Origin of the sequence: Janibacter zhangyanbonis (assembly GCF_050507325.1) — a bacterium.
Classification (GTDB): Bacteria; Actinomycetota; Actinomycetes; order Actinomycetales; family Dermatophilaceae; genus Janibacter.
Genome location: NZ_CP191481.1, coordinates 3,152,419 through 3,176,802, shown reverse-complemented (window position 1 = coordinate 3,176,802; position 24,384 = coordinate 3,152,419). Strand labels below are relative to the sequence as shown.

Here is a 24,384-nt window from a genome sequence, read left to right as displayed (position 1 = left end):
TCAGCAGTGCCCCTTGACCTCCTGGGTCCACGAGACCATCCACGAGTCGGGGTTTGGGTAGCTGCGGTTGCTCACGTGGAACTTCATCGGCCGCGGCCCCCGGCCCTTAGAGCCGGCGACCGTGCCGCCACTCTCCTTGACGAGGCTCGTCGCGCTCTCGTCGAGGCAGGCGCGCATCTCGACGAAGGGGGAGATCGCCACGCCGTTCTTCGGCTTCGGCTCGAGCTCGATCTTCGTCACCTGGAGCTCGCCGACGATCTCGGTCCTGCCCTCGCGGCGCTGACCCTTGATGTCGAGACGCCCGGCCTCCGCGATGAGCGCGGAGGAGGCGCGCCCCTCGGCGAAGCCGATGGATGCCGTGCTCCGATAGCTCTCGGGCGAGGCGAGGATCGTGTTGCGCCCGTCGACCCACTGGACGACGCGGGTGCGGGCCCCCTCGGTGGCTGCCTCGTCGGGGTCGGTCGTCGTGGTCTGGCGCTGGTCGACGAGGTCGGGGGTGAGCCCGCCGTCGTCGTCACCGCCGCAGGCGGCGAGGGCGAGCGCCACGACCGCGGCGAGGGCGATCGGGGTGATCCGGGAGGCTCGGGTCACTTGTTGACCACCTGGTTCTCCCCGATGCGCACATACAGCGACTGGTTGAACTCGATGTTCTGCTCGCCGGGGCCGTTGGCGTCGACATAGGTGATGTGCCAGTAGGTCGTGACGTTGACGCGGTACTTGCCTGGCTTCTTGTACTTGTGGCCGCACTCGGGGGTGCGGTCGCGCATCCACGGGGCGAAGGGCGGGCTCTTCTGGCAGACGACCGTCGAGCCGTCACCCATCTGCCACTTCACGTGGGTCACGCCGGCCTTGACCCAGTAGGGCGTGCCCTCGGCCTCGGCCTCGATCGGTCCCCACTGCGTCTTCCACATCGTCCGGGGCCACATCCACACCCACAGGCCGACAGGGGCCATGCGCGAGCCGGTCTCGTCCTGGCCGTCCGCGATGGGGTTGGGCGCCAGGCCGGGGTACATCGCCCGGAACTTGGTGCCGACTGCGGTCTCGAGGTCGGCGATGAGGTCGTCGGGGTTGCTCGTGTTCGGCGGGGTCACGGACCAGAAGGGGTCCTTGAGGATGAGTGTCGTGCCGTCGGAGTCGAAGCCCGTGCACTGGTAGAGCTTGCCCTTGGGCCGCCACTCCGGGTCGTCCGGCGTGGGCTGGTCGGAGGCCTCGATGATGTAGCACTGTCGCTCGTTGCTCCACGACCCGGCGACCGGGTTGTCGCACGCCACACCTTCGTAGTCGGGCGCGCCGAGGTTGCACGGGGGCCGCTTCGGGCCGTCGCTGCCGCCGCCCTTGCCGTCGCCCTTCTCCCCGCCGAAGACGATCCGGCAGCGGGCGCTGAGGTTGAAGTTCTCGCAGATGTCGGCCTCGCTGCGCGGCGCCGTGGCGAGCGAGGCGACGAGCACGAGCGCCGTCACGCCGAGTACGGCGACGACGCGCTCCCACGGGAGCAGTCGGGTCAGGGTCGTCATCGGCGGGCCTCCATCAGACGGCGTGGTGGGTGGTCGTCGGGGTCTGCGACGCGGTGAGCTCCGGCAGGCTCGCGAGCAGGTCGCGGGATGCGGGCTCGAGGTCGCGGTCGGCGAGTCGGCCGCAGTCGGCGAGGCCGACCGCAGCAGCGTCGCGGGCGTCGGCGTCGCCGAGCTCGTGGGTGGCGAGGACCTGCAGGCGCCACAGGGCCTCGACACCGGGCTCGACGGTCAGGCCGACGACCGTCGCGTCGTAGGCCGCGGCCCAGCGCCCCTCCATGAGGCGGCGGCGGGCGAGCTCGGTGGCGGCGGTGGTGATCGCGAAGATCATCTGCGCGCGCAGGGCCTGCGCCCACACGTAGTGGCGGGGGTGGACCCCGGCGAAGGGGCGCCCGCGCACCAGGCCGAGGGCCTGCTCGAGGTGCTCGGTGCCGGCGTGCGAGGGGTCGGCGGGCACGAGGCCCTGCCAGAGCCGCCAGTCGCTCGTGATGCCGCGGGCCGCGTCGAGGCCACCGGCCGGGGTCTCCTCCGGCCCGAGCCACGCGCCGAGCCCGGCGAGCGAACGGTCACGCACGCGGGAGTGGTCGTGCATCGCGCGGTTGGGCCACATCGCGTCGTCGATCTCGGTGGCGGTGGCGTGCGGGTGCGTGCTGACGTAGGCCGCGAGCTCGGTGAGGCGCATGCGGTGGGCTGCGGCGACCTCGCCGACGTTGTCGATGTCGACCGGGCCGAGCAGGCGCAGCACGGGCTCGTCGGTGGGCGCGGCGAGCTCGCGCACCCGCTCGGGGAAGGCGATGACCGGCGGCAGCGGCGTGCCCGGCGTCGGGGTGATCTGGTTGGAGAGCCACCCGGGTGTCGTGCCGAGCGAGGTGAGGTCGAGACCGGCGGTGCGGCGCACGGTCGCGACGTCCTCCCCGGGCTCGAAGGGGGTCTGCCCCGCCGGGGTGTTGACCGGCGTGTTCCAGCGGACCGGTGTGGGGTTGGTCGCCTCGTCGGCCACCTGCGAACGACGGATCGTGGGCGCGTCGTCGACGAGGTCGTCGGCCGGGTCGAGGGTGACCTCGGCGGCGGTCGGGACCCCTGCGAGCGCTGCCGCGTCGGGCTCGCCCGCGGCGGGTGCCCACACGTCCTCGGCCGGGGCGAGCAGGTCGAAGAGGAAGCCGATGCGGGCGGCGTCGGCGCTCGTCAGCCGCTCCGGCCGCACCTGCAGGTAGGCGGGGGAGAGGACCGCGGCGTCGGTGTCGTCGGCAATCGTCAGGGCATCGGCGCCGTCGGCGACCGAGCTCGCGGCGTGGGCGAGCGCGACGCGCGGAGAGGAGGCGACCGCCTTGTCGAGGCGCCGCCGGTCGCGGGCGTCGAGCTCGCCGCTGACGACGATGACCTCACGGGCGGTCGGGTCGATCTGCACCTGCACCGAGAGGGTGTAGGCCGCCATGTCGGGCACCGAGCGCACCCGCGGGGAGTCGATCGCCCGGGTGAGCTCGGGGTGCCCGCCGATGACGGTCACGGTCGTCGCGTCGGCCCAGGGGGCGGAGGCGAGCGAGAGGGTCATCGCCGCGAGGGTGTCGCGGGTGCGGGCCGGGTCGCCCACGACGGCGAAGGTGCGCACGTCGGCGAGGTTGACGAGCACGTGCGCCTCCTCGTCGTCCTGCCCGATGGCGACGAGGGCGGGGAAGGGGGCCGGCTCGGTGACGAGCATCTGCGGGTCGAGCGTCATGGCGCGGTCCACGGCGAGGGTCCACAGTCGCGGGTCGGCGGTGGAGGTCCAGGGCGCGGGCAGGCGCATCGGGTCGGCGAGCTGGACGTCGAGCTGCTGGCGACCGATGCGCACCGAGCGCAGACCGGGCAGCGCGCGGCCGGCCTCACGGGCGGCGACGGAGATGTGCCGCAGGGCGATGTCGACGGTGTCGACCGTGTGGACGTCGGCGACGAGCGCGAGCTCGCGCTCGAGGTCGGTGACCGCCTCGTCGGTGGGGCGGGTCAGGCGGGCAGCGCGTCGGCGGCGGGCCCGCTCGACGAGGGTCAGCAGGCCGGCGGCGGTGATGCCGGACAGCCCGAGGACCGTGCTGCCCCACTCGTCGGCCGGGTCGCCGACGAGCACCGGGTCGGCGGAGCCCTCCTCGGCGCTCGCGGTCGATGCGGCTGCCCCGGCGGTGCCGGAAGCCGCCCCGGAGACGGCCGGGGTCTGCGCGCTGGCCGGCTGGTCGGCGGGAGCCTGGTCCGCGGGGGTCGTGCCGAAGGGGGTGGACGCCCCGTGCGCGGCGTCGGCCGCGGTCTGGGGGGTGCCGAGAGTGGCGCTCGGGGAGTCGGCGGCGGTCTCGTCGCCCGGCAGCTGCAGCTGCCAGCCGGGCCGGATGAGGTCGGGGTCGGTGAGCCGGTCGCCGTCGGGCTGCTCGGCGGAGCCGGTCTCGGCGACGATCTCGGTGTAGCGGCTGCCGTCGCCGAGCTCGTCCTCGGCGATCTCCCACAGGGTGTCGCCCTGCTCGACGGTGTGAGTACCGCCGGGGCCGGCGTCGGCGGAGTCATCGGCGCCGGTGGCGTCGCCCGGCAGCTGGAGCTGCTGGCCGGGTGCGATCCAGTGCGAGGCCGGGATCGAGTCGCGGTTGAGGTCGAGGATCTCGGTGTAGCGGGTGCCGTCCCCGAGGCGCTGCTCGGCGATCGACCACAGGCTCTCGCCCTGGGCGACCTCGTGGGTGAGCGTGGGGGCGTCCTGCCGGTCGGCGCCCGCGTGGTGCGCCCGGTCGGCGGAGTGCGCGGCGACCGCGTCGGCCGCCGCGGCGGCAGAGACGCCGCCGGTGACGGCGGTGGTCGTCGCGAGATCGGTGGAGCCGGTGGTCGCGGCCTGGGCGGTGCCGGCCCACGTGGCGACCGTGGGGACGGTGATGAAGAGCAGCGCGGCCGTGCCGACGACGTAGCGGGCGATCCCCTGGGGCAGCGAGAGTCCGGGCAGCTGGGGCACGTCGGTGCCGAGCAGCCGGGCGCCGACCTCGATGACGATCGAGGCGGCGATGAAGAACCACGCGAGCCATGCGGCGTAGCGGAAGATGACGAGCAGCGCGGTGCCGTCGTCGGGGGAGGTGACGGCGTCCCAGATCTCGGCGGGGGTGGCCCACTGGTCGGGGATCGGGCCGGCGCCGATGTGCAGCAGGAGCCACGGGACGCCGACGAGGAGTGCGACGATCCCGAGGAGGGCGATCAGTCCGCGCGCCCTACCAGCCGCCGCACGTGCCGTAGCTGCCCTCATCGGCGTCGTACTCCTTACCCTGCTCGTTGGTCCGGTACTGGTAGGCCGAGCCGGTGCCCTCGACCTCGCGAGGTCCGACGCCGATCATCCCGAGGAAGATCGGCTCGTAGGTCAGGCTCGTGCGCACGTTGACCGTGTGGCCGTCGGACCCCACCGTGACCTCCTGGAGGGAGGCGCCGCTCGGGCTGGCGTCGATGAAGCGCTGCGCGGCCTGGCGAGCGCGCGGCAGGTAGACGACGACCTCAGCGCCCTTGATCGCGCAGCCGGTCTCGATCTGCTGCCCGGCGAAGCGGGCGGTCTCGTCCGCGAGGTCGTTGGCCTGCTGCATGGCCCGGACCTGGCCGCCGCCGTCGACGACGAGACCGACGAGCGGCACGACGGCGAAGACGGCGGAGACGAAGTAGGTGCTCAGCGAGCCGCGCTCGTCGCGCAGGCGCCGGATGCCGGAGCGAAGGGCGGACATCAGCGCTCCCGGTAGGTGTCGACGGGGCTGGCCGCTGTCGCGCTGACGGTGTGACCGCCGCCGATGCCCGGGAGTGCGAGGTCGCCGAGGGGGACCTCGCAGCTGACGGTCGCGCTGACGATCTGGTCGGCGACACCGGGGTCGGTCTGCTTGCCGGAGGCGTCGAGCTGGACGTCGAGGTTGCGGCAGGTCATGTCCTGCTCGGCGAGGAAGGTCCGGGCGGCGCTCAGGCCCCGGTCCCGGGCGTCGTCACCGCGCTCGAGCGAGGCAGCTCGGGCGGCCTCGCCGGCTGCCGACTGGATGCTCTGCTGGGCGATCGCGATCCGGCCGCCCATGACGAGCATGGCGATGAGCAGGCCGAAGGCCGGGGCGAGGATGACCATTTCGATGCTCGCCGAGCCGCGCTCGCCGAGCAGCCGCCCCCGCGCCCCGAGGCGTGGGCGCCGCGCGGCGAGCAGTCGCCGTGGAGCGGTCGTCATCAGTCCTCCTGCCCCTCGGTGCCTCGGACGATGAAGTCCTCGGGCGCGGTGAACTCCTCGATGTTGCGCGTCGCTGACATCGACACCGTGGGGTCCCAGCCGGGCACGAGCGACATCGTCGTCCCGGTGACCTGCACGGTGACCGTGCCTGCGGTGGGATCACGACGGACGGCGACGTCGGGGTCCTCGAGCAGCCCGGAACCGCCGGCCCGCGAGGCGAAGTCGATGGCGGAGGTGCGCCCCTGGGCGTCGGTGCCCTTGAAGCCCGCAGCATCACGGGCGCCCTCCTGCGCGGAGGCCAGGGCTACGGTGCGGCCCTGGTAGTAGACCGCGCCCTGGACGGCGAGGAAGAGCAGGCTCAGGGCCAGGGGCAGGAGCACGACCATCTCCATGGACAGCGCACCGCGGTCGGAGCGCCAGTGCCCCGACCTCGTGTGCAGCCCCTGCGACCCCGGCATCAGGGAGCCTTGATCTCCTGCGACTTGCTGCTGACGAAGGTGCGGATCGCGCCGATGACGATGACCGCGATGGCGATGACGGCGACGGCCCACAGCACCTGCTCGATGGTCACCGAACCGCGCTCGTCGCGCGCACGGGAGATCGTGTCGGCCTGGTTGCCGAAGTAGTTGCTGACGTGAGCGCCCAGCACCTGCAGGGCGGCGTAGAACTGGATCATGACTGGGATGCTCCCGAAGACGAGGGTGATCCCGGGAGGCGGGTGGTCCCCCCGGACGAGCGACAGGCTATCGAAGGCGGCCCCGTAGCGCTAAGGGGAGGACTGCCCTCCGGCCCGGGCCACCGGGTGTTCACCCGCCGATCCGGGGCGAGCGCCCTCAGGCGCCGATGATCTGCAGCACCGACGGCGTGACGAGGATCGCCATGAAGATCAGTCCGAGGGCTGACATCGGGATCGACATCCGCTCACCGGTGGCATTGGCCTCGGCGAGTGCGGAGTTGAGCTCCGCGGTGCGCATGCTCTGCGAGCGCGAGCGCAGGGTCTGGTAGACCTGCGCCCCCTCCTCGCCGGACAGCCGCATGATGTCGGCGAGGTCGGCGAGCTCGGGCAGGCCGAGCTCGTCGGAGAGCTTGCGCAGGGCGTCCCACGGCGGCAGCCCCGACCAGCGGGAGCGGGAGAGCTCCTCGGCCAGCCGGCGGAAGACCCAGGAGTCGCCGATGTTGGCGGCGATCTCCATGGCCTGGCGCGGCCCCGAGCCGGAATTGCGCTCGAGCGCGACGAGGTCGATGTAGGACGCCAGGGCCCGGCCGAACTCCTTGCGGGCCGCCTTGGCGTCGTCCTTGACGTTGTAGTCCGGCAGGAAGAACATGCCGACCGCGCCGGCGACGGCGAGCACCGGCGTGAAGATCCACGGCAGCCCCAGCCCGAAGAAGGATGCGACCAGCATGAGGAGCACCGGCATGATCGCGCCGAGGATGGCGAAGACGACCTTCTCACCGTAGAAGCGGTGCACCGGGATGCGCATGAGCGCCAGCTCCCGGTAGGGCGGGGCGCCGAGCGAGTCGAGCGGCAGGGCCCGCATGGCCCAGCGGCCGAGTCGGTCGGTGCTGTCACCGCTTGCGTCGAGGTCGCCCTCCTCGTCGGGCCGGGCGAGCGACCGGTCGGGGGAGAGCCGGTCGAGGGCGGTCGCGAGGTCGACCTGCGCCGGGCGGAAGCGCCAGACGAGCATCGACAGGCCGAGCCCGATGAGCGCCCCGGCGATGAGAGCGAGCTGCAGGGAGGTGGTCATCGGCGCGCCTCCTCGGCGACCTCGTTGCCGATGAAGCGGGGCAGCTTCTTGCCCTTGGCCATCGACTTCATCCAGATGAGTGCGCCGACGTAGGCGGTGAGCAGCGCGGCGAGGATGAGCTGGCCGACGCCGGTGCGGTAGGGCTCGAACATCGTCGAGAAGAAGAAGAGGAAGAAGAGCACGACGAGCGTGATGATCGTGACCCAGCGGGCGGTGGCCCGCGGCTTGGCCCGGTCGGCCTCGATCATCCGTCGGGCGCGCACGTCCTCACCGACGGAGACGGCAACGGACTCCAGGACGCTCGCGAGGCCGGCGCCGCGGCGCTGGGCGCCGAGGAGCAGGTTGGCCGCGAGCAGGTCGCCGGTCGAGTCGTCGAGGTCGTCGGCGAAGGCGCGCAGGGCCTCGGCCGTGGGCCAGCGGGCCCGCAGCCGCGCCGCGAGCAGGTTGACCTCCGGCTGGATCTCCTTCGGGGCCGAGCGAAGGGTGGCGACGATCGCCTGCTCGAGGCCGACGCCGACGGTGAGCACGCCGGCGAGCGAGCGGGTCCACTCCTCCATGGCCTCGAGCCGCTCGATGCTCGCCTCGGCGTCGCCGGCGCTGAGCAGCCAGGGCAGGCCGATGATCGCCGCGGGGATGAGCACGATCATGATGACCCAGCCGGTGAAGAGGGCGAAGACGACACCTCCGACGACCCCGAGGATCACCAGCTGCCGGGTGCGGCGGGGGAGCTTGTCCCACCAACCGTCGCGGTCACCCGCAGCGAGGCGCACCTTGGTGCGGCGGGTCGCCGCCGGGACCCTGCGCATGCCCTCGACGAAGGTGATGACGGCCAGGACCAGGATCCCGCCGAGGAGGGCGCCGCCCATCCAGGGGCTCACGGCGCCGCCCGGGCGAAGTAGCCGTCGAGGTCGAAGCCCCAGCGCTCGAGGGAGCGGTAGTCGTCGGGCAGGATGCCCGGGATCGGGGGCCCGCCCTGCGGGTTGGGCTGGAAGACGTGCGTCGTCGCCGGCCCGTCCTCGCCGGGGTGGATCGCGATGATCTCGCTGACATAGCGCTCGCGACGGGCCTCGCCGTCGGAGGTGGGCGCCGTGTCGAGCTGCAGCTGGACGATGACGTCGATGTGCTCGGCGACGGCCCGCTCGGCGTAGGCCTCGGTGACGTGGGAGCCGGCCTCCATGGCACAGGTGATGAGCTTGCGGATCGCGCCGACAGCATTGGCCGAGTGGGTCGTGCTGATCGAGCCGGAGCCGGACTGCATCGCCTTGATCATGGCGAGCACCTCGCGCCCGCGGACCTCACCGACGATCTGGCGGGAGAGGTTGAATCGGAAGGAGTCGTAGAGCAGGTCGTCGAGCGGGATCTCGCCGGCCTGACGGCCGTCGGCGCCCACCTCGCCGGAGCCCGGGCGGGACTCCCACGCGACGATGCGGCGGTGCTTCTCCGGCAGCTCGTGCAGGTGCAGCTCGTACTCGGTCTCGAAGGTGCCGATGCGCTCCCACGGGTCGAGCTCGGCGCACAGCGCGCGGACCATGGTCGTCTTGCCGGCGCCCTGGGCGCCGGCGACGACGATGCTCTTCTTCGCCTTGACCGCGGCCCGCAGGAAGGAGACCGCGACGGCGTCGAGCATGCCGCGCTCGGACAGCTCCTCGAGCGTGATCTCCCGCAGCCGGTGGCGTCGGATGACCATCGAGGGCCGCGGGGTGACCCACGCGGTCGCGGCGAGGCGCGCGCCGCCGTCGAGGCGCATGTGCAGCCGGGGCTGGGCCTCGGAGAAGGGGCGCGCGTTGACCTCGGAGCGGCTGGCGAGGAAGACGAGGAAGTCGATGAGCTCTTGGTCGCTCTCGGCGACGGCCGGGCCGGGACGCAGGGTGCCGTCGGTGTACTCGAGGAGCACCTGGTCGCACCCGGTGATCTCGATGTTCTCGACCTGCTCGTCGTCGACGAGCGGCTGCAGCCGGCCGAGGCCGAAGAGTGCGTCGAAGACGGCCTGCCCGATGCGGTCCTGCTCGTCCATCGACCACGCACGGCGGCCGACGGCGAGGTTGTTGGCCGCCGTGGTCTGCAGCAGCTCGACGATGATCGAGCGGCCGAGCTCGCGCTGCTGGTGCGGCTCGAGGTGCGAGCGGTCCTGCAGCGCGCCGGTGAGCATCTCCGAGGCCTGGGTGCGCAGCTCGGCGACCTGGGTCCAGTCGATGCTCGTGTCGTGGGCGATGTCGCCGCTCAGCCGCTGGGCCGCGACCGTCGTGAAGCCGGACCCCTCGGAGAAGGACGGCGGGGCCGGGGTCTGCTGCGCGGGCGGGGCCGGCGGCGGGCTCGGGGTCCCCGCGCCCCACGTGGGCGGCGGCGGGGTCTGGGTCGGTGCCGCGTAGCGGTCGTGGGGAGAGACGCTGCCTGCGCCCGCGGCGAGACGCTGCGAGACGTCGTCGCGGGGCTGGGTCTGGTCGGGCAGGTCGTCGTCCTGCGCGAAGAGCGGCAGCGACGTCGGGTCGAAGGGGGCGCCCCCTGAGGAGTCGCTCACGGCTGTCCAGCCTCCTGGGTGGCGCGGTGGGTCTGGGTGCCCAGGCGCTCACGGTTGTTGGCGATCAGGCCCTGCGAGGAGCTGACGGTCGCGCGCAGGGCGCGGTTGAGCGGGCCCCCGGCGAAGCTCTTCTTCGGGCGGCGGCCGGCGTAGTAGACCTCGGCCGACTCCGGGTCCCAGGGCAGCTCGGCGACGACGGGCAGGCCGAGTACCGAGCGGATCTCGCGCGCGGAGTAAGGCCGTCCGGGGCCGACGAGGAGCACGCCGAGCTGGTGCGCGGCGCCGACGGAGGTCAGCTGGTCGCGCAGGCTGCGGGCCCATGCCCGCGCACCGGAGACAGCCGGCAGGTCGCTGCGCACGACGAGCAGGGACAGGTCGCTGCCGCGCACGAGCGGCATCGGGGACTGCTCCAGGCCGAGGCGGCCGGCGTCGACGACGACGTCGACCCCGCGCTGCTCCATGCCGCGCAGGACGCCCGACAGCGGCTCCCAGAGGTTGCGCATCGAGGGGGCCTGCTGGTGCGAACGGATCCCGGGGACGAACTCGACCGTCGAGCCGGGCAGGGTCATCGACACGGTGGCGATGGCCTGGCCGAGGTTGCCGACGCGGTTGGCCACGGCGAGGTCGAGCAGGCCGCGGTCGTGGGCGGTCTGGCCCTGCAGGTAGCCGGCGAGGATCGAGGAGGACCCGGTCGGGTCGGCGTCGACGAGCATGACGTGGCGCTGCCAGGCCAGGGCCATGCCGAGGGCGGAGACGGTGACCCCCGGGGACCCGGAGGCGGAGAAGAGGGTGACGACCGCCATCAGTTGCTCGTGCTGCTCTCGGAGGTCGGGGTCGACGAGTCGCCCTCGCCCGACGGGGTGAGCGGGACGTCGCCCTCCTCGGTGTCGCCGACGACGACGAGCGAGGCCTCCTGGCGCGCGGCCGAGGCCGCGACCTTCGGGCCGTTGCCGCTGTCCACCTGCACGTCGACGAGCTTCGTCGAGCCGTCGTCGGAGAGCTTGACCGCCGAGACCTCGCCCGCGACCTTCTCGGGCTGGGCGCCGACCTCGGCACTCGCGGGCACGAGGACGACCTGGACCGACTGGCCGACCCGCAGCTCACCGCTCACGCCCTGGCCCGGCGTGAGGGCCAGACCCACGATCGAGTAGCCCTCCTTGGGGCTGATCTCGGCCGCGATGGAGTCCTGGGTGACGATCGACCCCTTCGCCATGTCGTTCTTCGCATAGGTGCCGACGACCGCCCGGCGCTGGTCCCACCGGATCGGCGAGACGTTGGTGTCCTTGCGCATCTGGGTGCGGGCGAGGTCCTGCTCGGTGATGCGGTCGCCCCGCTCGATGCCGGACGAGACGGCGATGTAGTCGTCGGTGCCGGAGAAGGTCGACAGGAGGAAGGCGCCGAGCAGCGCACCGAGCGCGGTGAGCAGCACCGACACGGCGACGAGCATCGGCCGGCGCCGCAGCTTGGGCGGCTCCGGAGCAGCACCGGGCGTCGGGGCGCTCTCGCCCTTGCGCTTGCGGCGGGAGGTCTGCTCGTCCGGCGGCGGCTCGGCGGTGGGGGCGGTCATGGGTGCTACTCCCTGTGCGTCGTACCCGAAGGGGTGCGCTCGTGCAGACGCTCCCCGATGTCCGGGGTTCAGGCTAAGGCACGCCGGCCCTCCGGGTGCGATCAGGGGCTTCGGGGGCAGGATGGGGACATGGCACGTCTTCTCGTCGTCCACCACAGCCCGACCCGCTCCACGCAGGCGCTGCTCGAGGCAGCGCTGGCCGGGGCGAGGCATCCCGACATCGCCGGCGTGGACGTCGACGTGGTCCCGGCGCTCGAGGCCACCGCCGACGACGTCCTCGCCGCCGACGGCTACCTGCTGGGCACGCCGGCCAACTTCGGCTACATGTCGGGCGCCCTCAAGCACTTCTTCGACTCGACCTTCCTGCAGGTCGGGGGCGCCCTCGACGACTCCGGCGGCGCCGGCGACCCGGGCGGCGGCACGACCGCCAAGCGGCCCTACGGCCTGTGGGTCCACGGTCGCTACGACGTCACCGGTGCCGTGCGGGCCGTGACCTCGATCGTCCAGGCCCTCGACTGGCGGCAGTCGGCGCCGGTCCTCGAGGTCGTCGGCGACGTCGACGACGCCGCGCTCGAGTCGGCGACCGAGCTCGGCGGCACCTTGGCGGCCCTGCTCACCTGACCCGGGCACGACGAAGGGGGTCCCGCCGACGGGCGGGACCCCCTTCGCGCTGCTGGGCGATCAGGCGTGGCGGGCGCTGTAGCGGCTGTGCCGCGCGGTGTAGCGCGAGTTGGCGCGGCGCAGGGCGACGGCGCCGGCGACGACGCAGAGGGTCCAGACGCCGAGGGCGATCCAGCCGGCGAGCCAGGTCGCGGCCGCACCGATGAGGACGACGGCGGTGAGCACACAGGCGACGGCGATGAGGTTGCGACGGATCGCGGCGACCGACTCCGGGCTGGCGTGGCGGTGGCGCAGGTTGTGGCCGACCGGCGCCGCGGCGGGCTCCGGGGTGGCCTCGGGTGCCTCCTCGACCGGCGCGACGGTGGTGGAGCCGGGGGCGGCGGCCTCCTCGACGGCGTCACGGAAGGCCAGTCGCGGGATGGCCGCGGTGTCGACCTCGTCGTCGTTGGTCGCCAGCATGGCCTCGAGGTCCTCCGCCTGGATCGCCCACGTGGGCAGATCGGTGGGGGCAGTGCGGTCGGAGGTGGTGCGTGCCGTGCTCATGGGCCCATGATCCCGCGCCGTAGCAGGGATCTAGCGCAAATTCATCGCGCCCGGCGTGTCTCGAGGTCGGTGATGATGTGAGTCACACTCGTCACACGGGCCTCAGCAGTCGCCGTCCGGTCTCGTGCGGCGACGAGCTCGGAGCGCAGCCGCGACTCCTCGAGGCGGGCTGCCGAGAGCTCGCGCTCCGCGTCGCGCAGGTCGTCGTGGGCCTGCGTCAGGGCACGCTCCGTCTCGTCGGGGGCGGTCGGCTCCTCCGGGGCGTCGTCGGGCAGTGGCGGCAGCAGGCGAAGGGGGGTCGCCACCGCGTCGTCGAGCTCGACCTCGCCGAATCCTGCGTACGACAGCGGCCGCAGCAGGCTGCCCGAGCGCAGCGCCCGGCCGCTCTGCTCGTCGGCGAGGACGGCGACCGCCGTCGCCTCGACCTCGTCGGCGCCGGTGGGGGACAGGCGCGCCCCGGCGGCTTCGGCGCACCGTCCGGCCGCCGCGACGAGGGCGTCGATGGCCGCCCGGCGCTCGGGACGGGCGGCGGCGAGGGCGGCGCCGTCGCCCCGGGACTGGGCCGTGCGCATGCGCTCGCCGAGGGCCGTCAGGTCCGCGACGACCTGTGGTTCGTCACGGGCGACGCGGTTGAGCAGCCAGGCCGACTGGGTGGGCTTGCGCAGGGCCTTGACCTGCGCGGCCAGGTCCGGGTCGTCCCCCTTCGCCGTCTGGACCAGCCGGGTGCGGGTCGCGACGAAGTCGGCCGGGGCCACCCCGTAGAGCTCGTCCACCGCCGCCGTGAGGTCCATGGTGACGATCCTGTCAGGAGGTGCGCGTGGCCTCGGCGATGCGGGTGAGGCGCGCGACGTAGTCGGCCCAGCGCTGCTCGTCCCAGCCGGGGAGGTTGTTGCCCTCGGAGCGCAGGCCCACCGAGCCGTCGAGCTGCTCGCGCAGGATGTCGGCGTGGCCGGCGTGACGGGCCTCGTCGAGGGCCATGTGGGCGATGATCTGCCCGAGTGTCACGGTGCTGCGCTCCTCGGGCCACCACGCCACCCGGCCCTCGGTGTCGAGGGAGAGGGCCTCGATCGTCGCGTCGGCGTGGTCGAAGCAGGCCCGGCACCACGCGAGCACGTCGGCCATCGACTCGTCCTCGGTGGCGAACATGTCCTCGTTGTCGTCGGGGTCGACCCCCTCGACCTCCCACGGCAGGACGAGCGCGCTCGGCCGACCGAAGGTCTCGCCGAAGTAGCCCAGCTCGCACGCCGCGGAGTGCTTGAGCAGGCCGAGCACGTTGGTCCCCGTCGGCGTCCGCGGCCGCCGCGCCTCGTACTCGTCGAGCCCGTCGAGCTTGAGCAGCAGCGCCGCTCGCTGTGTCTTGAGCATGTCGTGGAGGACGGTCTTGAGGTCGGCCATGAGTCGAGTCTGGCACCGGGGCCGACACGGAGGTGGGCGAAGCGGTCGCTCCCGGTGGCTCCCGGCGGGGAGGCCCGGCGCGCTGCCGAAGTCCTTCGTCGTCGTGTGGGCACGTTGTCGTTCTCGACTTCGACTTGACGCTGCGCCGGACCTCCCCGCCGTCCGCTGGGGTGCAGCGCGCCCACCCTCCTCGTCGGGAGCGGAAGACCGCCTCAGCCGGCGCGGGGGTAGTGTCCAGCGTCTCCCAAGGTGCCCGGCCTACGGTGCATCGAATGGCACACATCTCGCACCCCGCGCGCTGGCTGACGGGGCTGACCCTGCTCCTGCTCGCCGGCACCGCCGTGGCGGCCGGGCTGCAGGACGTGCGCGCCGACCGGACCGGTGCGCCGGTCTTCCGCTTCCTCTTCTGGAACCTCTTCCTCGCCTGGGTCCCCTACGTCCTCGCGCTCGTCATGACCGGGCTCGATCGGCTCCGGGCGCCAGGTTGGCTGCTGGCCGGTGTGGGTGTCGTGTGGCTGCTCTTCCTGCCCAATGCGCCCTACATCCTCACCGACTTCATCCACGTCGGGGCGATCCCCGGTGCTCCGCAGTGGTTCGACGTGCTGCTCATCGGGTCCTTCGCCGCGACCGGGCTGCTCCTCGGGCTGGCCTCCCTGCTGCTCGTCCACCACGTCGTCGCGCGTCGCCTCGGCGCGGTCGCCGGGTGGGTGCTCGCCGTCGGCTCGCTCGCCCTGTCGTCGATCGGCGTCTACCTCGGGCGCTTCCCGCGCTTCAACTCCTGGGACGTGCTCACCAACCCGCACGGCCTCGTCGAGGTCGTCGGCTACCGGCTCGCCGACCCGCTGGGCAACCCCTTCCTCGTGCAGTTCGCCCTCGCGATGACCGCCGGCCTGCTCGTCTCCTACCTCGCGACGTGGGCCGTCGGGCAGGCCCTCGCCGAGGGTCGTCGGCGCGGGGTGGCACAGTACGGCGGGTGAGCACCCCGGCAGCGTCGACCGCCCAGCGGGCGAGCATCCCGATCGAGATCAAGGTCCTCGTCGTCGCGGCCTTCGTCATCGCCGTCGGCTTCGGCCTGATCTCGCCGGTCCTGCCGCAGTTCGCGCGCAGCTTCGACGTCGGGGTGACGGCCGCGTCGGTCATCGTCTCGGCCTTCGCCTTCTTCCGGCTGCTCTTCGCCCCCGCCGGCGGCTCGCTCGTCGCGCGGCTCGGTGAGCGGCCCGTCTACATCACCGGTCTGGTCATCGTCGCGCTGTCGACGGGCGCCTCGGCCTTCGCCCAGAGCTACTGGCAGCTGCTCGTCTTCCGCTCCCTCGGCGGCATCGGCTCGACGATGTTCACCGTCTCGGCGATGGCGCTGCTCGTGCGGCTGGCGCCGCCCCTGATCCGTGGCCGGGTCTCCTCGATGTACGGCAGCGCCTTCCTCATCGGTGGCGTCATCGGACCAGTGATCGGCGGTGCCCTCGGCGAGCTCGGGATGCGCGTCCCCTTCGTCGTCTACGGCGTCGCGCTGCTCATCGCCGCGGCCCTCGTCGCGGTCATGCTGCGGGGGACCCCCCTTCGCGCCGACCCGACGCAGGGCGCCCTGCCGCCGATGACCGTCGCCGAGGCGGTGCAGGACAGCGCCTACCGGTCGGCGATGGTGTCCGCCTTCGCCAACGGCTGGACCAACTTCGGCGTGCGCGTGGCGATCCTGCCGCTCTTCGCCGTCGCGGTCGTCGGCGAGACGTGGGCGGCGGGCGTCGTGCTCGCGGCCGGGGCTGCCGCGACGGCCGTGACCCTGCAGTTCTCCGGCCGGGTCGCCGACACCCTCGGCCGACGCCGACCGATCCTCGTCGGGCTGGTGCTCAGCGCGGTCGGCATGGGGGCGATGGGTCTGGCCGGTGGCCTCGTCGCGATCATCGCCCTCACGACGGTGCTGTCCGTCGGCGCCGGGCTGCTCAACCCCGCGCAGCAGGCGACCGTCGCCGACGTCGTCGGCAACGGCCGGTCCGGGGGCAAGGTCCTCGCGGCCTTCCAGATGTGCCAGGACGCCGGCGGCATCGGCGGTCCCGTCGTCATCGGGGCGGTCGCGGACCTGTGGGGCTGGCAGTGGGCCTTCGCCCTGAGCGGGCTCGTCTCGGCGCTCGCGATCCTCCCGTGGCTGCAGGCCCGCGAGACCCTCATGACCCACCCGGGATGATTCCCGCCGCGGGCAGCGTTCCCGGGAGCATGCAGATCGACATCTGGTCCGACATCGCCTGCCCGTGGTGCTACATCGGCAAGCGCCGTCTCGAGACCGCCCTCGCCGACCACCCGCAGCGCGACGACCTCCAGGTCACCTGGCACAGCTACCAGCTCGACCCGACGCTGCCGGAGCACTACGAGGGCACCGAGGCCGACTACCTCGCCTCGCGCAAGGGGATGCCCGTCGAGCAGGTGCGCGAGATGTTCGGCCACGTCGCCGAGCAGGCCGCCGGTGCGGGGCTGGCCTACGACTTCGACCGGCTCGTCGTCGCCAACTCCGCCCGCGCCCACGAGCTGCTCCACCTGGCCAAGGACCGTGGTGTCGCCGACGCCGTCAAGGAGGCCCTGCTCTCCGGGCACTTCGAGCACGGCCTCGACATCGGCGACGTCGACTCCCTCGTGCGGGTCGGCGTCGACGCCGGTCTGGACGAAGGGGAGGTCCGCTCGGCCCTCGCGGACGGCCGCTACAAGGCCGCGGTCGCGGCCGACATCGACATGGCTCGCCAGATCGGGGTGACGGGCGTCCCCTTCGTCGTCGTCGACATGAAGTACGCCGTCTCCGGCGCCCAGCCACCCGAGCTCTTCCGCGAGGTCGTCGACAAGGCGCTCGCCGAGCGGACCCCGGCCGTGCAGGTCGTGCAGTCCGGGGACGTCTGCGGGCCCGACGGCTGCTGAGCGCCGCGACCCGGGCGTAGCGTCGGGGGCATGACTCCTGCACAGCTGCTCATCGACTGCTTCGGCCGGGTGCGCGAGAGCGCGTTGGCCGCCATCGACGGTCTGACCGAGGAGGAGTTGACGCACCGCGTCACGCCCGATGCCAACTCGATCGCGTGGCTGGTCTGGCACGCCTATCGCGTCCAGGACGACCACGTGTCCGACGTCGCCGGTCTCCAGCAGGTCTGGGCCGCACGGGGATTCATCGAGTTCTTCGACCTCGACCTCGACGAGGACGACACCGGCTACGGGCACACGAGTGCGCAGGTGGGCAAGGTCGTGGCGAGTGCCGAGCTGCTCGCCCGCTACGTCGAGGCCGTGCACGACCAGACGGTGACGTGGGTCGCCGGGCTGGACGAGGCCGACCTCGACCGCGTCGTCGACACCTCGTGGGATCCGCCGGTCACGCTCGGGGTGCGGCTGGTGAGCGTCGTCGACGACGACACCCAGCACGTCGGGCAGGCGGCGTACCTCCGGGGGCTGCTCACCGCGTGATCGGTGGGTTGAGCTGCTCCACCGGACCCCGGCGGTAGAGCCGCGCGGGGCGCCCGGGCTCGGCGCTCGACGTGCGTTCGGTCTCCTCGAGGAAGCCGGGCGTCTTGGTCACCTTGCGGTGGAAGTTGCGCGGGTCGAGCCGCTCTCCCCACACGGCCTCGTAGACCTCGCGGAGCTGGCTCACCGTGAACTCCGGAGGGCAGAAGGCCGCCCCCAGCGAGCTGTACTCGAGCTTGGCGCGGGCCCGCTCGACGGCGTCGCGCAGGATCACCTCATGGTCGAAGGCCAGGGCCTGCGACAGGGCCTCGGCGACCGGCCACCACCGGGCCTCGGCGGCATCGGTCCCCGCCTCGGGGGTGCCCGCGTCGGGGGTCAGCGCGAGGTGCGCGACGGTCACGGTGCGGGCCCGCGGGTCGCGGTCAGGGGCTCCGTAGGTCGCCAGCTGCTCCAGGTGGACCCCGGTCAACCCGGTCTCTTCGGCGAGCTCGCGCTCGGCGGCGGCGAGGAGGTCCTCCTCGAGCCGCACGTAGCCCCCGGGCAGCGCCCAGTCGCCGGCGAAGGCCGTCCCCTCGGGGGCGGCGCCGTCGTCGCCAGCGGCGGGTTCCCCCCTTCGCACGAGCAGGACCTGCAGCTGCGCCGACCGGACGGTGAGGATCGCCAGGTCCACGGTGACGGCCATCGGGGAGGGGTGCATGGCGCCAGCCTAGCGTCCTTATCGTCAATTTGACGCATTGCCGGATGGGTCAATATCGTCAAACTGACGCAAACAACCCGAGGAGGCGCGTCATGGCCACCATCACCGGCTACCCCTTCATCACCCACCTGCGGACCCCCGCGACGACCTACGTCCAGCACCTCGCCCACGGCGACCTCAAGCACGAGGGGGTCGGGGCCTCCTTCTGGTTCCGCCGGCTGCCCGCCGTGCTCAGCGAGGTGCCCGTCGACGACCGGGAGCAGCCCGTGCTCGTCAAGGTGCGCGCGAGCGACCTGCAGGAGGTCAACGTGCCCGGCGTCGTCACCTACCGGATCGCCCAGCCCGCGACCGCCGCCGAGCGCGTGGACTTCGGCATCGACGTCCGCAGCGGCACCTGGCTCGCCCGTCCCCTCGAGGTCGTCGGCGCGACCGTCCACGGAGCGGCCGCCGACGCGGTGACGGCCGCGCTCACCGGGCGCCCGCTGGCCCAGATCCTCATGAGCGACCCGGCGCAGCTCGCGGCGCAGGTCAGGGAGCGCCTCGTCGCCGACCCCAGGCTGGCCGACGTCGGCATCGCTGTCGTGGGTGTTCGCTTCGACGTGCTGCGCGCCGACCCGACCCGGACGTCGAGCGTGCCCTCCAGCTGCCCTCGCGCGAGCAGATCCAGCAGGAGGCCGACAAGGCGACCTTCGAGCGGCGGGCGGTTGCCGTCGAGCGGGAGGCGGCGATCGGGGACAACGAGCTGACCAACCAGATCGAGCTCGCCCGGCGGCAGGAGGAGCTCATCGCCCAGCGCGGTGCCAACGCGGTGCGCGAGGCCCGGGACACGGCGGATGCCGACCGGGTCGCGGTCGCCGCGGAGGGGGAGCGGACGACGGCCCTGGCCCGGGCGAGCGCCGAGGCCACGCAGGCCATGGGCGTCGCCGAGGCCGAGGCCCGGCAGGCGATGGGCGCGGCCGACGCAGAGGCCGAGCGGGCCCGCCTGGCAGCCCACGCGGGCGTGGCGCCCGAGGTCCTCATGGCCATGGCGATGGCGGAGCTCGCGCGCAACCTGCCGCAGATCGACCAGCTGGTCCTGACGCCCGATGTCGTGAGCAGCGTGCTCGCCCGCCTCGCCGGTCAGACCGGGGAGGGCTGAGCGGTGGCCACGCCCCGGGTCGTCGTCGCCCACCGGGCGAGCGAGTACGAGGAGCTCATCGCCCGGCACGGCACGCGCGGTCAGGTCGGCTTCGTCCTCGGCACCCGTGGGCGCGACCTCGCCGAGGTCGACGCAGGCCACGAGGCGCTGCACGCCGCCCTGGCCACCGTCGCCGCGGCGATCCCGGCCGACTGGCGGCGGGCCCGGGTGGAGCGGGCCGACCTGGCCCGCTTCGTCATGGAGCCGGGCGACATCGTCGTCGCCGTCGGGCCCGACGGCCTCGTCGCCAACCTCGCGAAGTACCTCGACGGACAGCCGGTCATCGGCGTCGACCCGCGGGTCGGTGTCAACGCCGGCGTCCTCGTGACGCACCGGGCGTCCGACGTGGCCGGCCTGCTGACCGCCGTGGCGCGGGGCGCGGCCCGTACCCTCGACCGGACGATGGTCGAGGCCGTGGCCGACGACGACGCCAGCGGCTGCTGGCGCTCAACGAGATCTTCGTCGGGCAGGCCGGTCACCAGTCGGCGCGCTACACCCTCACGGTCGGTGGCCGGCGCGAGCGGCAGTCGTCCTCGGGCGTCATCGTGGGCACCGGGACCGGCTCGACGGGTTGGTGCGCCTCGCTGCAGCGGATCCAGGCGCCGGGGATGGACCTGCCGGAGGCGACGTCGCCGCGGCTGACCTGGTTCGTCCGTGAGCCGTGGCCCTCGCCGAGCACCGGCGCCGAACTCGTCGCCGGTGCACTCGCGCCGGACGCGGCCCTCGAGCTCGGCGTCGAGTCCGAGGGGCTCGTTGTCTTCGGCGACGGGATGGAGGAGGACCGCCTCACCCTCGGCTGGGGGCAGCGCGTGATCGTGCGTCGGGCGCCGGAGGTGCTGCGTACTGTGGTCGCGTGAGCGAGTTCTGCACCAAGGTCGAGACCGAGAAGTCTCCCGAGGAGACGTGGCGACGGCTGTGGGGGACCTCGATCGGCACACGGCCGTCATCCCGCTGACGACGGTGACGCCCCACCCGCCGGCGACCCGGCTGGGGGCGGGCGTCGGCTTCACCGGCAGGACCGCGCTGGGGTCGCTCGGCTTCGACGACGTCATGCGGGTCGTCGAGTGGTCGCCCCCGTCCGACCCAGCTAGCGGCCGTGCGGTCGTCGACAAGGTCGGCCGGGTCGTCGGCGGCCGGATCGAGGTGACGGTCGCCTCCCTTCGTCACGGCTCGCGCGTCACCTGGCGCCAGACGGTGCGTCTGCCCTGGCTGCCGCGACCGCTGCGGTGGATCGAAGCGCTCGCTGCCCGGGTCATGGCGCCCGGTTATCGGCGGGCGATCCGGACCTTGCTGGCGTGAGCCGACCGGCCGGTGGCGAGCACAAGAGGTCGTCCTGGTGCATGTCGCGCCGTTCGCCAAGGGATAGGGGCCCATTCCGCTACCGGTTGTGCACGGCCTGGCCGCAGGCGAGCGGGACGTTGCTGGCGTGAGCCCGCCGGGCCGGTGACGATGGCGGCATGGGAGCGACGCTGAGGATCGAGATCTTCCCCGCGGACATCGACGTGCCGTGGGCTTCTACGAATAGTTGGGCTTCGAGGTGCTCGGCCGCAAGGACGACCCGCCCTATGCCTCGGTCGGGCGGGACGAGGTGCGGATCGGGATGGTCGAGTCGCCGGCCCGCCCGGCGGAGCACCGGCACGTGCCGAGCGGGACCGAGATCGTGCTCGTCGTCGACGACGTGCAGGCCGAGCGCGACCGGCTCGTGGCCGCGGGCATCGATCTCGCCGAGGACCTCACGGATCGTCCGTGGGGGCTGACCGACGTCCGGGTGCACGACCCCGACGGCTACTACCTGCGGATCACCGACCGGCGCTGACGCCCGCTCAGGCTCGGCGCTTCGTGCGGGCCGTCGCCGGGGCGGTCCACGGGTCCTCCGGCCACGGGTGCTTGGGGTAGCGGCCGCGCATCTCGGCGCGCACCTGGGCATAGGGCCCGGACCAGAAGGACGCCAGGTCGTCGGTGACGGCGAGCGGGCGACGAGCCGGGGAGAGCAGGTGGAAGAGCACCGGCACCCTCCCGTCGACGAGTCGAGGCGTCTCGGCGAGACCGAAGCACTCCTGCAGCTTGACCGCGAGCACCGGTGCGGCAGAGGGCCCGTCGTGCGGAGGCCAGGTGATGGCTGCCGCCGAACCGCTGGGGACGGGCAGCCGCTCGGGGGCGAGCTCGTCGAGTCGGGTCGCCTCGGGCCAGGGGAGCAGGCGACGCAGCGGGTCCGTCAGGTCGAGGCGGGCGAAGGGAGTGCCCGTCGCCACGCGCTGCAGCTCGGGGCCGAGCCACTCGTCGAGCCTGGCGGCCAGCGCCTCGTCGGACACGTCGGGCCACGGGTCGCCGAGGTGGTGGTGAAGCACGGCGAGGCGTCGACGCAGGGTGTCGGCGGCGGGCGACCACGTGAGCAGGTCGAGACCGCGGGTGGCGAGGGCGCGACGTACGGCGTCGGCGCCGGTCGCCGGGTCCGGCCGGACCGGGGTGGAGCTCAGCTCGATGGCGCCGATGGCGTCGACCTCACGGGCGGTGATCCTCCCCTTCGCGGCGCCTGCCTCGCCTGCGCCCAGGTCGGCGCGGACCTCGCGTACCCGCAGCCCGGTGCCGGCGGTCTCCGCCTCGTCCCGGGTGAGGGTCGCAGCGAGCCGGATGACCGCGCCGGTGCCGGCCGCGACGCGGCCGTCGACACGGGCGACGTCGGCGACGACGAGCCACTCGTGGTGGCGCATCGGGCTGCCGGAGGGCAGGGCCGCTCGGGTGCCCGAGGCGAGGAGATAGGTGGGGCCGTCGCCGACGCGGCGCGCGATCCGGCCGGGGTGGGCGAGGGCGGTGACCAGTCCGGCGCCGGAGACGTGCCGGTCGCCGGCACGGGCACCGCTGCCGGGGCGTTCGTCCCCGTCGGTGGGGACCAGCCGCGCGAGACGGTCGGCCTCGCGGCGCCAGCGGCTGGCGTCGCGGGAGCGCCCGGAGCGCAGGTCGGCGAGCAGCCGGTCGAGGTCGCCGTCGTCGCTGCGCAGGTCGTCGGCGAGGGTCGCGACGACTTCGGCCGCCGCGGTGGCGCCGACGAGGTCGGCGCCGTCGAGCAGGGCGCGGGCGAGCCGTGGGTCGGCGGGGATGCGCGTCGCGGCGAGCCCGTCGTCGGTGATCCGTCCGTCGTCGTCGACGAGGCCGAGCCCGCGCAGGGTGGTCTCGGCCGCGGCGATGCCGGCCGCCGGGGGTGGTGTGTCAGCAGCGCCATGCCCTCGCCGCGGGGCGAGCCCCAGGCCGCGAGGGTCAGGGCCGTCTCGGTGAGGTCGGCCGTCGTGATCTGCGGGGTCACGTGCTCGGGTGCGCGCGACCACGCCGACTCCTCGACGAGTCGCACGGCGCGGCCGGGCCCCAGGCGCGCGGCCCGGCCGGCGCGCTGGGTCATCGAGGCCCGCGAGGCCTGCACCGTGACGAGGCCGGACATGTCGCGGGCGGCGTCACGGCGGGGTTCGCGGGAGAGGGCCGCGTCGACGACCAGGCGCACGCCGGGAACGGTCAGCGAGGACTCGGCGAGATCGGTGGAGACGACGATGCGGCCACCGGTTGGGGAGGGGCTGCCGCCGATCGCGAGGTCCTGCTCGCGCGGGGAGAGGCGACCGTGGAGCGGGAGGACCTCGGCGCCGGGGACGAGACGGGCGAGCAGCTCGACGACGCGGTCGACCTCGCGGGCTCCCGGGACGAAGACGAGGGTGTGGTGGTCCGGGTCGTGGTGCTGTGCGGTCACCCGCGCGACGTGCTCGAGGAAGTCCCGGGTGACGCCCCGCGCATCGGTCCGCGGGCCCGGTGCCGGTTCCCAGAGCACCTCGAGCGGGTGCAGCGCGCCCTCGCTGTCGACGAGGGGGGCAGGACCGGAGTCGTCGCCGAGCAGCGTGGCGATGCCCGGCGCGTCGAGGGTGGCCGACATCGCGACGACGGGGGGCTCCCTCAGCTGACGGACCTCGGCGAGCATGCCGAGCAGCAGGTCGGTGTCGAGGGCGCGCTCGTGGACCTCGTCGAGGACGACGGCTGCGGTGCCGGCCAGCTCGGGGTCGGCGAGGAGGCGGCGCACGAGCACCCCCGGCGTCACGAACTCCACCCGCGTGCGTGGCCCGACCCGTCGCTCGCCGCGCACCGTGTGGCCGACGAGGTCACCGACCTCGGTCCCGGTGAGCTGCGCGAGGCGCCGCGCCGCAGCGCGCACGGTGACCCGCCGGGGGCCCGTGACGACGACCCGGCCCTCGACGCAGTCGGCGACGAGCGGGGGAGCGAGCGTCGTCTTGCCCGACCCGGGCGGGGCCTGGACGACCGCGACCCCGCGGGTGGTCACCGCCGTGCGCAGTGCGTCGAGCGCTTCGGCGAAGGGGAGCCCCTCGCCGATCGCGCGCAGGTCGAGGTCGGTCATGGCGTCGAGCCTCGCACGAGCAGGACCGGGGTCAGCGCTCGAGGACGAAGAGCCGGGTCGTCTCGTCGTAGTAGCGATCCGTCAGACCTTCGTCGCGCATGCCCAGCCGCCGGGCCACCCGCTGAGAGGGCGCGTTGTCGGGATGGGTGACGGCCACGACGCGCGTGAGCGAGGTGGCGTGGTCGAGGACGCGGGTCGCGGCCTCGGTCGCGATGCCGCGACCCCACACGTCGGGGTGCAGGTGCCAGCCGATCTCGACCTCGGGGCTGTCGAGCGCGAGGTCGGGGTCGCGCGGGTCGGCCGCGAGGGGCGAGCCGCTGATCGGGATCGGTTTGAGCAGCAGCGTCCCGACGAAGCGCTCGTGGAGGTCGATCGCCCAGATGCCCTGCGGCGGCGGGTAGGGCACGTCGCGGCGACGTGGGATCGAAGCTCTCGCCTCGGCGACGTCGGTCATGGGCTGCCCGTCGCCGATCCACCGCTGCACCTCGGGCCGTGAGTGCAGGTCGAAGAGCGCGTCCGCGTCGTCGTCGCGGAAGGGTCCGCAGGGTCAGCCGGTCGGTCGTCAGCGTCTCGGGCACGTCGTCGATCCTCGCACCGGGCGGCGC

Annotated in this window: 28 protein-coding genes and 1 pseudogene; 11 read left to right on the top strand and 18 right to left on the bottom strand. The window is 73.6% G+C overall.

Annotated features, from left to right (window positions below):
* The 12 genes from ACQBJO_RS15660 to ACQBJO_RS15605 all read right to left on the bottom strand — a co-directional run bounded on the left by ACQBJO_RS15660 (nucleotide 1) and on the right by ACQBJO_RS15605 (nucleotide 11,527).
* Nucleotides 1-591 carry a hypothetical protein gene (locus ACQBJO_RS15660; RefSeq protein WP_421008939.1) on the bottom strand — a complete coding sequence of 197 codons (591 nt, stop codon included), beginning with the start codon at nucleotides 589-591 and terminating at the stop codon, nucleotides 1-3.
* Nucleotides 588-1,514: a hypothetical protein gene (locus ACQBJO_RS15655; RefSeq protein WP_421008938.1), complete on the bottom strand. Its 927-nt coding sequence runs from the start codon at nucleotides 1,512-1,514 to the stop codon at nucleotides 588-590. Before ACQBJO_RS15655 ends, ACQBJO_RS15660 begins: the two co-directional genes overlap by 4 nt.
* 13 nt (nucleotides 1,515-1,527) lie before the next feature.
* Nucleotides 1,528-4,755, bottom strand: coding sequence for a LysM peptidoglycan-binding domain-containing protein (locus ACQBJO_RS15650; RefSeq protein ID WP_421008937.1), 3,228 nt, complete (start codon nucleotides 4,753-4,755; stop codon nucleotides 1,528-1,530).
* The gene (locus tag ACQBJO_RS15645; RefSeq protein WP_421008936.1) at nucleotides 4,721-5,218 is read right to left on the bottom strand and encodes a pilus assembly protein TadG-related protein; all 498 of its coding nucleotides are present in this window, start codon (nucleotides 5,216-5,218) and stop codon (nucleotides 4,721-4,723) included. The genes ACQBJO_RS15650 and ACQBJO_RS15645 overlap by 35 nt, the downstream gene beginning before the upstream one ends.
* Nucleotides 5,218-5,697 carry a TadE family protein gene (locus tag ACQBJO_RS15640; protein ID WP_421008935.1) on the bottom strand — a complete coding sequence of 160 codons (480 nt, stop codon included), beginning with the start codon at nucleotides 5,695-5,697 and terminating at the stop codon, nucleotides 5,218-5,220. Before ACQBJO_RS15640 ends, ACQBJO_RS15645 begins: the two co-directional genes overlap by 1 nt.
* Nucleotides 5,697-6,155 (bottom strand): TadE/TadG family type IV pilus assembly protein, encoded by a 459-nt coding sequence (locus ACQBJO_RS15635; protein WP_421008934.1) that lies wholly within the window; start codon nucleotides 6,153-6,155, stop codon nucleotides 5,697-5,699. Before ACQBJO_RS15635 ends, ACQBJO_RS15640 begins: the two co-directional genes overlap by 1 nt.
* Nucleotides 6,155-6,373 (bottom strand): hypothetical protein, encoded by a 219-nt coding sequence (locus ACQBJO_RS15630; protein WP_421008933.1) that lies wholly within the window; start codon nucleotides 6,371-6,373, stop codon nucleotides 6,155-6,157. Before ACQBJO_RS15630 ends, ACQBJO_RS15635 begins: the two co-directional genes overlap by 1 nt.
* Nucleotides 6,374-6,530: 157 nt before the next feature.
* Nucleotides 6,531-7,442, bottom strand: coding sequence for a type II secretion system F family protein (locus ACQBJO_RS15625; RefSeq protein WP_421008932.1), 912 nt, complete (start codon nucleotides 7,440-7,442; stop codon nucleotides 6,531-6,533).
* On the bottom strand, nucleotides 7,439-8,320 hold the full coding sequence (locus ACQBJO_RS15620) for a type II secretion system F family protein (protein ID WP_421008931.1): 882 nt from the start codon (nucleotides 8,318-8,320) through the stop codon (nucleotides 7,439-7,441). The genes ACQBJO_RS15625 and ACQBJO_RS15620 overlap by 4 nt, the downstream gene beginning before the upstream one ends.
* A complete protein-coding gene (locus ACQBJO_RS15615) occupies nucleotides 8,317-9,960 on the bottom strand; it encodes a CpaF family protein (protein ID WP_421008930.1) in 1,644 nt (547 codons plus the stop codon). Before ACQBJO_RS15615 ends, ACQBJO_RS15620 begins: the two co-directional genes overlap by 4 nt.
* Nucleotides 9,957-10,763, bottom strand: coding sequence for a MinD/ParA family ATP-binding protein (locus tag ACQBJO_RS15610; RefSeq protein ID WP_255184613.1), 807 nt, complete (start codon nucleotides 10,761-10,763; stop codon nucleotides 9,957-9,959). The genes ACQBJO_RS15615 and ACQBJO_RS15610 overlap by 4 nt, the downstream gene beginning before the upstream one ends.
* Complete coding sequence (locus ACQBJO_RS15605; RefSeq protein WP_421008929.1) at nucleotides 10,763-11,527, bottom strand: SAF domain-containing protein; 765 nt, start codon at nucleotides 11,525-11,527, stop codon at nucleotides 10,763-10,765. The genes ACQBJO_RS15610 and ACQBJO_RS15605 overlap by 1 nt, the downstream gene beginning before the upstream one ends.
* 129 nt (nucleotides 11,528-11,656) lie before the next feature.
* Between ACQBJO_RS15605 and ACQBJO_RS15600 the strand changes: the two genes are divergently transcribed.
* Nucleotides 11,657-12,148, top strand: a complete 492-nt coding sequence (locus ACQBJO_RS15600) for a flavodoxin family protein (protein ID WP_255184611.1) — start codon at nucleotides 11,657-11,659, stop codon at nucleotides 12,146-12,148.
* Between the two features lie 60 nt (nucleotides 12,149-12,208).
* On the opposite strand, the gene ACQBJO_RS15595 is transcribed toward ACQBJO_RS15600, so the two are convergent.
* From ACQBJO_RS15595 to ACQBJO_RS15585, 3 genes are read right to left on the bottom strand one after another with little or no spacing between them, the layout of a single operon-like run.
* Nucleotides 12,209-12,691 (bottom strand): hypothetical protein, encoded by a 483-nt coding sequence (locus ACQBJO_RS15595; protein WP_421008928.1) that lies wholly within the window; start codon nucleotides 12,689-12,691, stop codon nucleotides 12,209-12,211.
* A gap of 41 nt (nucleotides 12,692-12,732) precedes the next feature.
* Nucleotides 12,733-13,482 carry a hypothetical protein gene (locus tag ACQBJO_RS15590; RefSeq protein ID WP_421008927.1) on the bottom strand — a complete coding sequence of 250 codons (750 nt, stop codon included), beginning with the start codon at nucleotides 13,480-13,482 and terminating at the stop codon, nucleotides 12,733-12,735.
* A 13-nt stretch (nucleotides 13,483-13,495) separates the two neighbouring features.
* Nucleotides 13,496-14,086: a DinB family protein gene (locus ACQBJO_RS15585; protein WP_421008926.1), complete on the bottom strand. Its 591-nt coding sequence runs from the start codon at nucleotides 14,084-14,086 to the stop codon at nucleotides 13,496-13,498.
* A 272-nt stretch (nucleotides 14,087-14,358) separates the two neighbouring features.
* Between ACQBJO_RS15585 and ACQBJO_RS15580 the strand changes: the two genes are divergently transcribed.
* The 4 genes from ACQBJO_RS15580 to ACQBJO_RS15565 are packed head-to-tail and all read left to right on the top strand — an operon-like array spanning nucleotide 14,359 to nucleotide 17,518.
* Entirely contained in the window at nucleotides 14,359-15,063 is a 705-nt protein-coding gene (locus tag ACQBJO_RS15580) for a DUF1361 domain-containing protein (RefSeq protein WP_421008925.1), read from the top strand.
* Nucleotides 15,060-16,265 (top strand): MFS transporter, encoded by a 1,206-nt coding sequence (locus ACQBJO_RS15575; RefSeq protein ID WP_421008924.1) that lies wholly within the window; start codon nucleotides 15,060-15,062, stop codon nucleotides 16,263-16,265. Before ACQBJO_RS15580 ends, ACQBJO_RS15575 begins: the two co-directional genes overlap by 4 nt.
* 29 nt (nucleotides 16,266-16,294) lie before the next feature.
* A complete protein-coding gene (locus ACQBJO_RS15570) occupies nucleotides 16,295-16,984 on the top strand; it encodes a DsbA family oxidoreductase (protein ID WP_421008923.1) in 690 nt (229 codons plus the stop codon).
* Nucleotides 16,985-17,014: 30 nt separating this feature from the next.
* Nucleotides 17,015-17,518 carry a mycothiol transferase gene (locus ACQBJO_RS15565; RefSeq protein ID WP_421008922.1) on the top strand — a complete coding sequence of 168 codons (504 nt, stop codon included), beginning with the start codon at nucleotides 17,015-17,017 and terminating at the stop codon, nucleotides 17,516-17,518.
* Here the strand turns inward: ACQBJO_RS15565 and ACQBJO_RS15560 are convergent.
* Nucleotides 17,508-18,212, bottom strand: coding sequence for an NUDIX hydrolase (locus ACQBJO_RS15560; protein WP_421008921.1), 705 nt, complete (start codon nucleotides 18,210-18,212; stop codon nucleotides 17,508-17,510). The two genes, ACQBJO_RS15565 and ACQBJO_RS15560, sit on opposite strands and share 11 nt — an antisense overlap.
* A 92-nt stretch (nucleotides 18,213-18,304) precedes the next feature.
* On the opposite strand from ACQBJO_RS15560, the gene ACQBJO_RS15555 reads away from it, so the two are divergent.
* From ACQBJO_RS15555 to ACQBJO_RS15530, 6 genes are all read left to right on the top strand, one after another.
* A complete protein-coding gene (locus ACQBJO_RS15555) occupies nucleotides 18,305-18,958 on the top strand; it encodes an SPFH domain-containing protein (RefSeq protein ID WP_430407126.1) in 654 nt (217 codons plus the stop codon).
* A gap of 62 nt (nucleotides 18,959-19,020) precedes the next feature.
* A complete protein-coding gene (locus ACQBJO_RS15550) occupies nucleotides 19,021-19,350 on the top strand; it encodes a hypothetical protein (protein WP_430407125.1) in 330 nt (109 codons plus the stop codon).
* Nucleotides 19,351-19,353: 3 nt separating this feature from the next.
* Entirely contained in the window at nucleotides 19,354-20,031 is a 678-nt protein-coding gene (locus ACQBJO_RS15545; protein ID WP_430407124.1) for a hypothetical protein, read from the top strand.
* On the top strand, nucleotides 19,998-20,246 hold the full coding sequence (locus ACQBJO_RS15540) for a hypothetical protein (RefSeq protein ID WP_430407123.1): 249 nt from the start codon (nucleotides 19,998-20,000) through the stop codon (nucleotides 20,244-20,246). The genes ACQBJO_RS15545 and ACQBJO_RS15540 overlap by 34 nt, the downstream gene beginning before the upstream one ends.
* A gap of 46 nt (nucleotides 20,247-20,292) precedes the next feature.
* Nucleotides 20,293-20,688, top strand: a complete 396-nt coding sequence (locus ACQBJO_RS15535; protein WP_430407122.1) for an SRPBCC family protein — start codon at nucleotides 20,293-20,295, stop codon at nucleotides 20,686-20,688.
* Nucleotides 20,689-20,914: 226 nt separating this feature from the next.
* Nucleotides 20,915-21,205 (top strand): VOC family protein, encoded by a 291-nt coding sequence (locus ACQBJO_RS15530; RefSeq protein ID WP_421008918.1) that lies wholly within the window; start codon nucleotides 20,915-20,917, stop codon nucleotides 21,203-21,205.
* Nucleotides 21,206-21,212: 7 nt separating this feature from the next.
* On the opposite strand, the pseudogene hrpB reads toward ACQBJO_RS15530, so the two are convergent.
* Together hrpB and ACQBJO_RS15520 are read right to left on the bottom strand one after the other, a co-directional pair.
* Nucleotides 21,213-23,779: pseudogene (gene hrpB, locus ACQBJO_RS15525) on the bottom strand (ATP-dependent helicase HrpB).
* A gap of 31 nt (nucleotides 23,780-23,810) precedes the next feature.
* Entirely contained in the window at nucleotides 23,811-24,263 is a 453-nt protein-coding gene (locus ACQBJO_RS15520; RefSeq protein WP_430407121.1) for a GNAT family N-acetyltransferase, read from the bottom strand.
* Between the last annotated feature and the right edge of the window lie 121 nt (nucleotides 24,264-24,384).

Coding starts and splice junctions, on each gene's coding strand:
- ACQBJO_RS15655 (WP_421008938.1), bottom strand. CDS start 1,514: ATGACGACCCTGACCCGACTGCTCCCGTGGGAGCGCGTCGTCGCCGTA.
- ACQBJO_RS15650 (WP_421008937.1), bottom strand. CDS start 4,755: ATGAGGGCAGCTACGGCACGTGCGGCGGCTGGTAGGGCGCGCGGACTG.
- ACQBJO_RS15645 (WP_421008936.1), bottom strand. CDS start 5,218: ATGTCCGCCCTTCGCTCCGGCATCCGGCGCCTGCGCGACGAGCGCGGC.
- ACQBJO_RS15640 (WP_421008935.1), bottom strand. CDS start 5,697: ATGACGACCGCTCCACGGCGACTGCTCGCCGCGCGGCGCCCACGCCTC.
- ACQBJO_RS15635 (WP_421008934.1), bottom strand. CDS start 6,155: ATGCCGGGGTCGCAGGGGCTGCACACGAGGTCGGGGCACTGGCGCTCC.
- ACQBJO_RS15630 (WP_421008933.1), bottom strand. CDS start 6,373: ATGATCCAGTTCTACGCCGCCCTGCAGGTGCTGGGCGCTCACGTCAGC.
- ACQBJO_RS15625 (WP_421008932.1), bottom strand. CDS start 7,442: ATGACCACCTCCCTGCAGCTCGCTCTCATCGCCGGGGCGCTCATCGGG.
- ACQBJO_RS15610 (WP_255184613.1), bottom strand. CDS start 10,763: ATGGCGGTCGTCACCCTCTTCTCCGCCTCCGGGTCCCCGGGGGTCACC.
- ACQBJO_RS15605 (WP_421008929.1), bottom strand. CDS start 11,527: ATGACCGCCCCCACCGCCGAGCCGCCGCCGGACGAGCAGACCTCCCGC.
- ACQBJO_RS15600 (WP_255184611.1), top strand. CDS start 11,657: ATGGCACGTCTTCTCGTCGTCCACCACAGCCCGACCCGCTCCACGCAG.
- ACQBJO_RS15595 (WP_421008928.1), bottom strand. CDS start 12,691: ATGAGCACGGCACGCACCACCTCCGACCGCACTGCCCCCACCGATCTG.
- ACQBJO_RS15590 (WP_421008927.1), bottom strand. CDS start 13,482: ATGGACCTCACGGCGGCGGTGGACGAGCTCTACGGGGTGGCCCCGGCC.
- ACQBJO_RS15585 (WP_421008926.1), bottom strand. CDS start 14,086: ATGGCCGACCTCAAGACCGTCCTCCACGACATGCTCAAGACACAGCGA.
- ACQBJO_RS15580 (WP_421008925.1), top strand. CDS start 14,359: ATGGCACACATCTCGCACCCCGCGCGCTGGCTGACGGGGCTGACCCTG.
- ACQBJO_RS15570 (WP_421008923.1), top strand. CDS start 16,295: ATGCAGATCGACATCTGGTCCGACATCGCCTGCCCGTGGTGCTACATC.
- ACQBJO_RS15565 (WP_421008922.1), top strand. CDS start 17,015: ATGACTCCTGCACAGCTGCTCATCGACTGCTTCGGCCGGGTGCGCGAG.
- ACQBJO_RS15560 (WP_421008921.1), bottom strand. CDS start 18,212: ATGCACCCCTCCCCGATGGCCGTCACCGTGGACCTGGCGATCCTCACC.
- ACQBJO_RS15555 (WP_430407126.1), top strand. CDS start 18,305: ATGGCCACCATCACCGGCTACCCCTTCATCACCCACCTGCGGACCCCC.
- ACQBJO_RS15540 (WP_430407123.1), top strand. CDS start 19,998: ATGGACCTGCCGGAGGCGACGTCGCCGCGGCTGACCTGGTTCGTCCGT.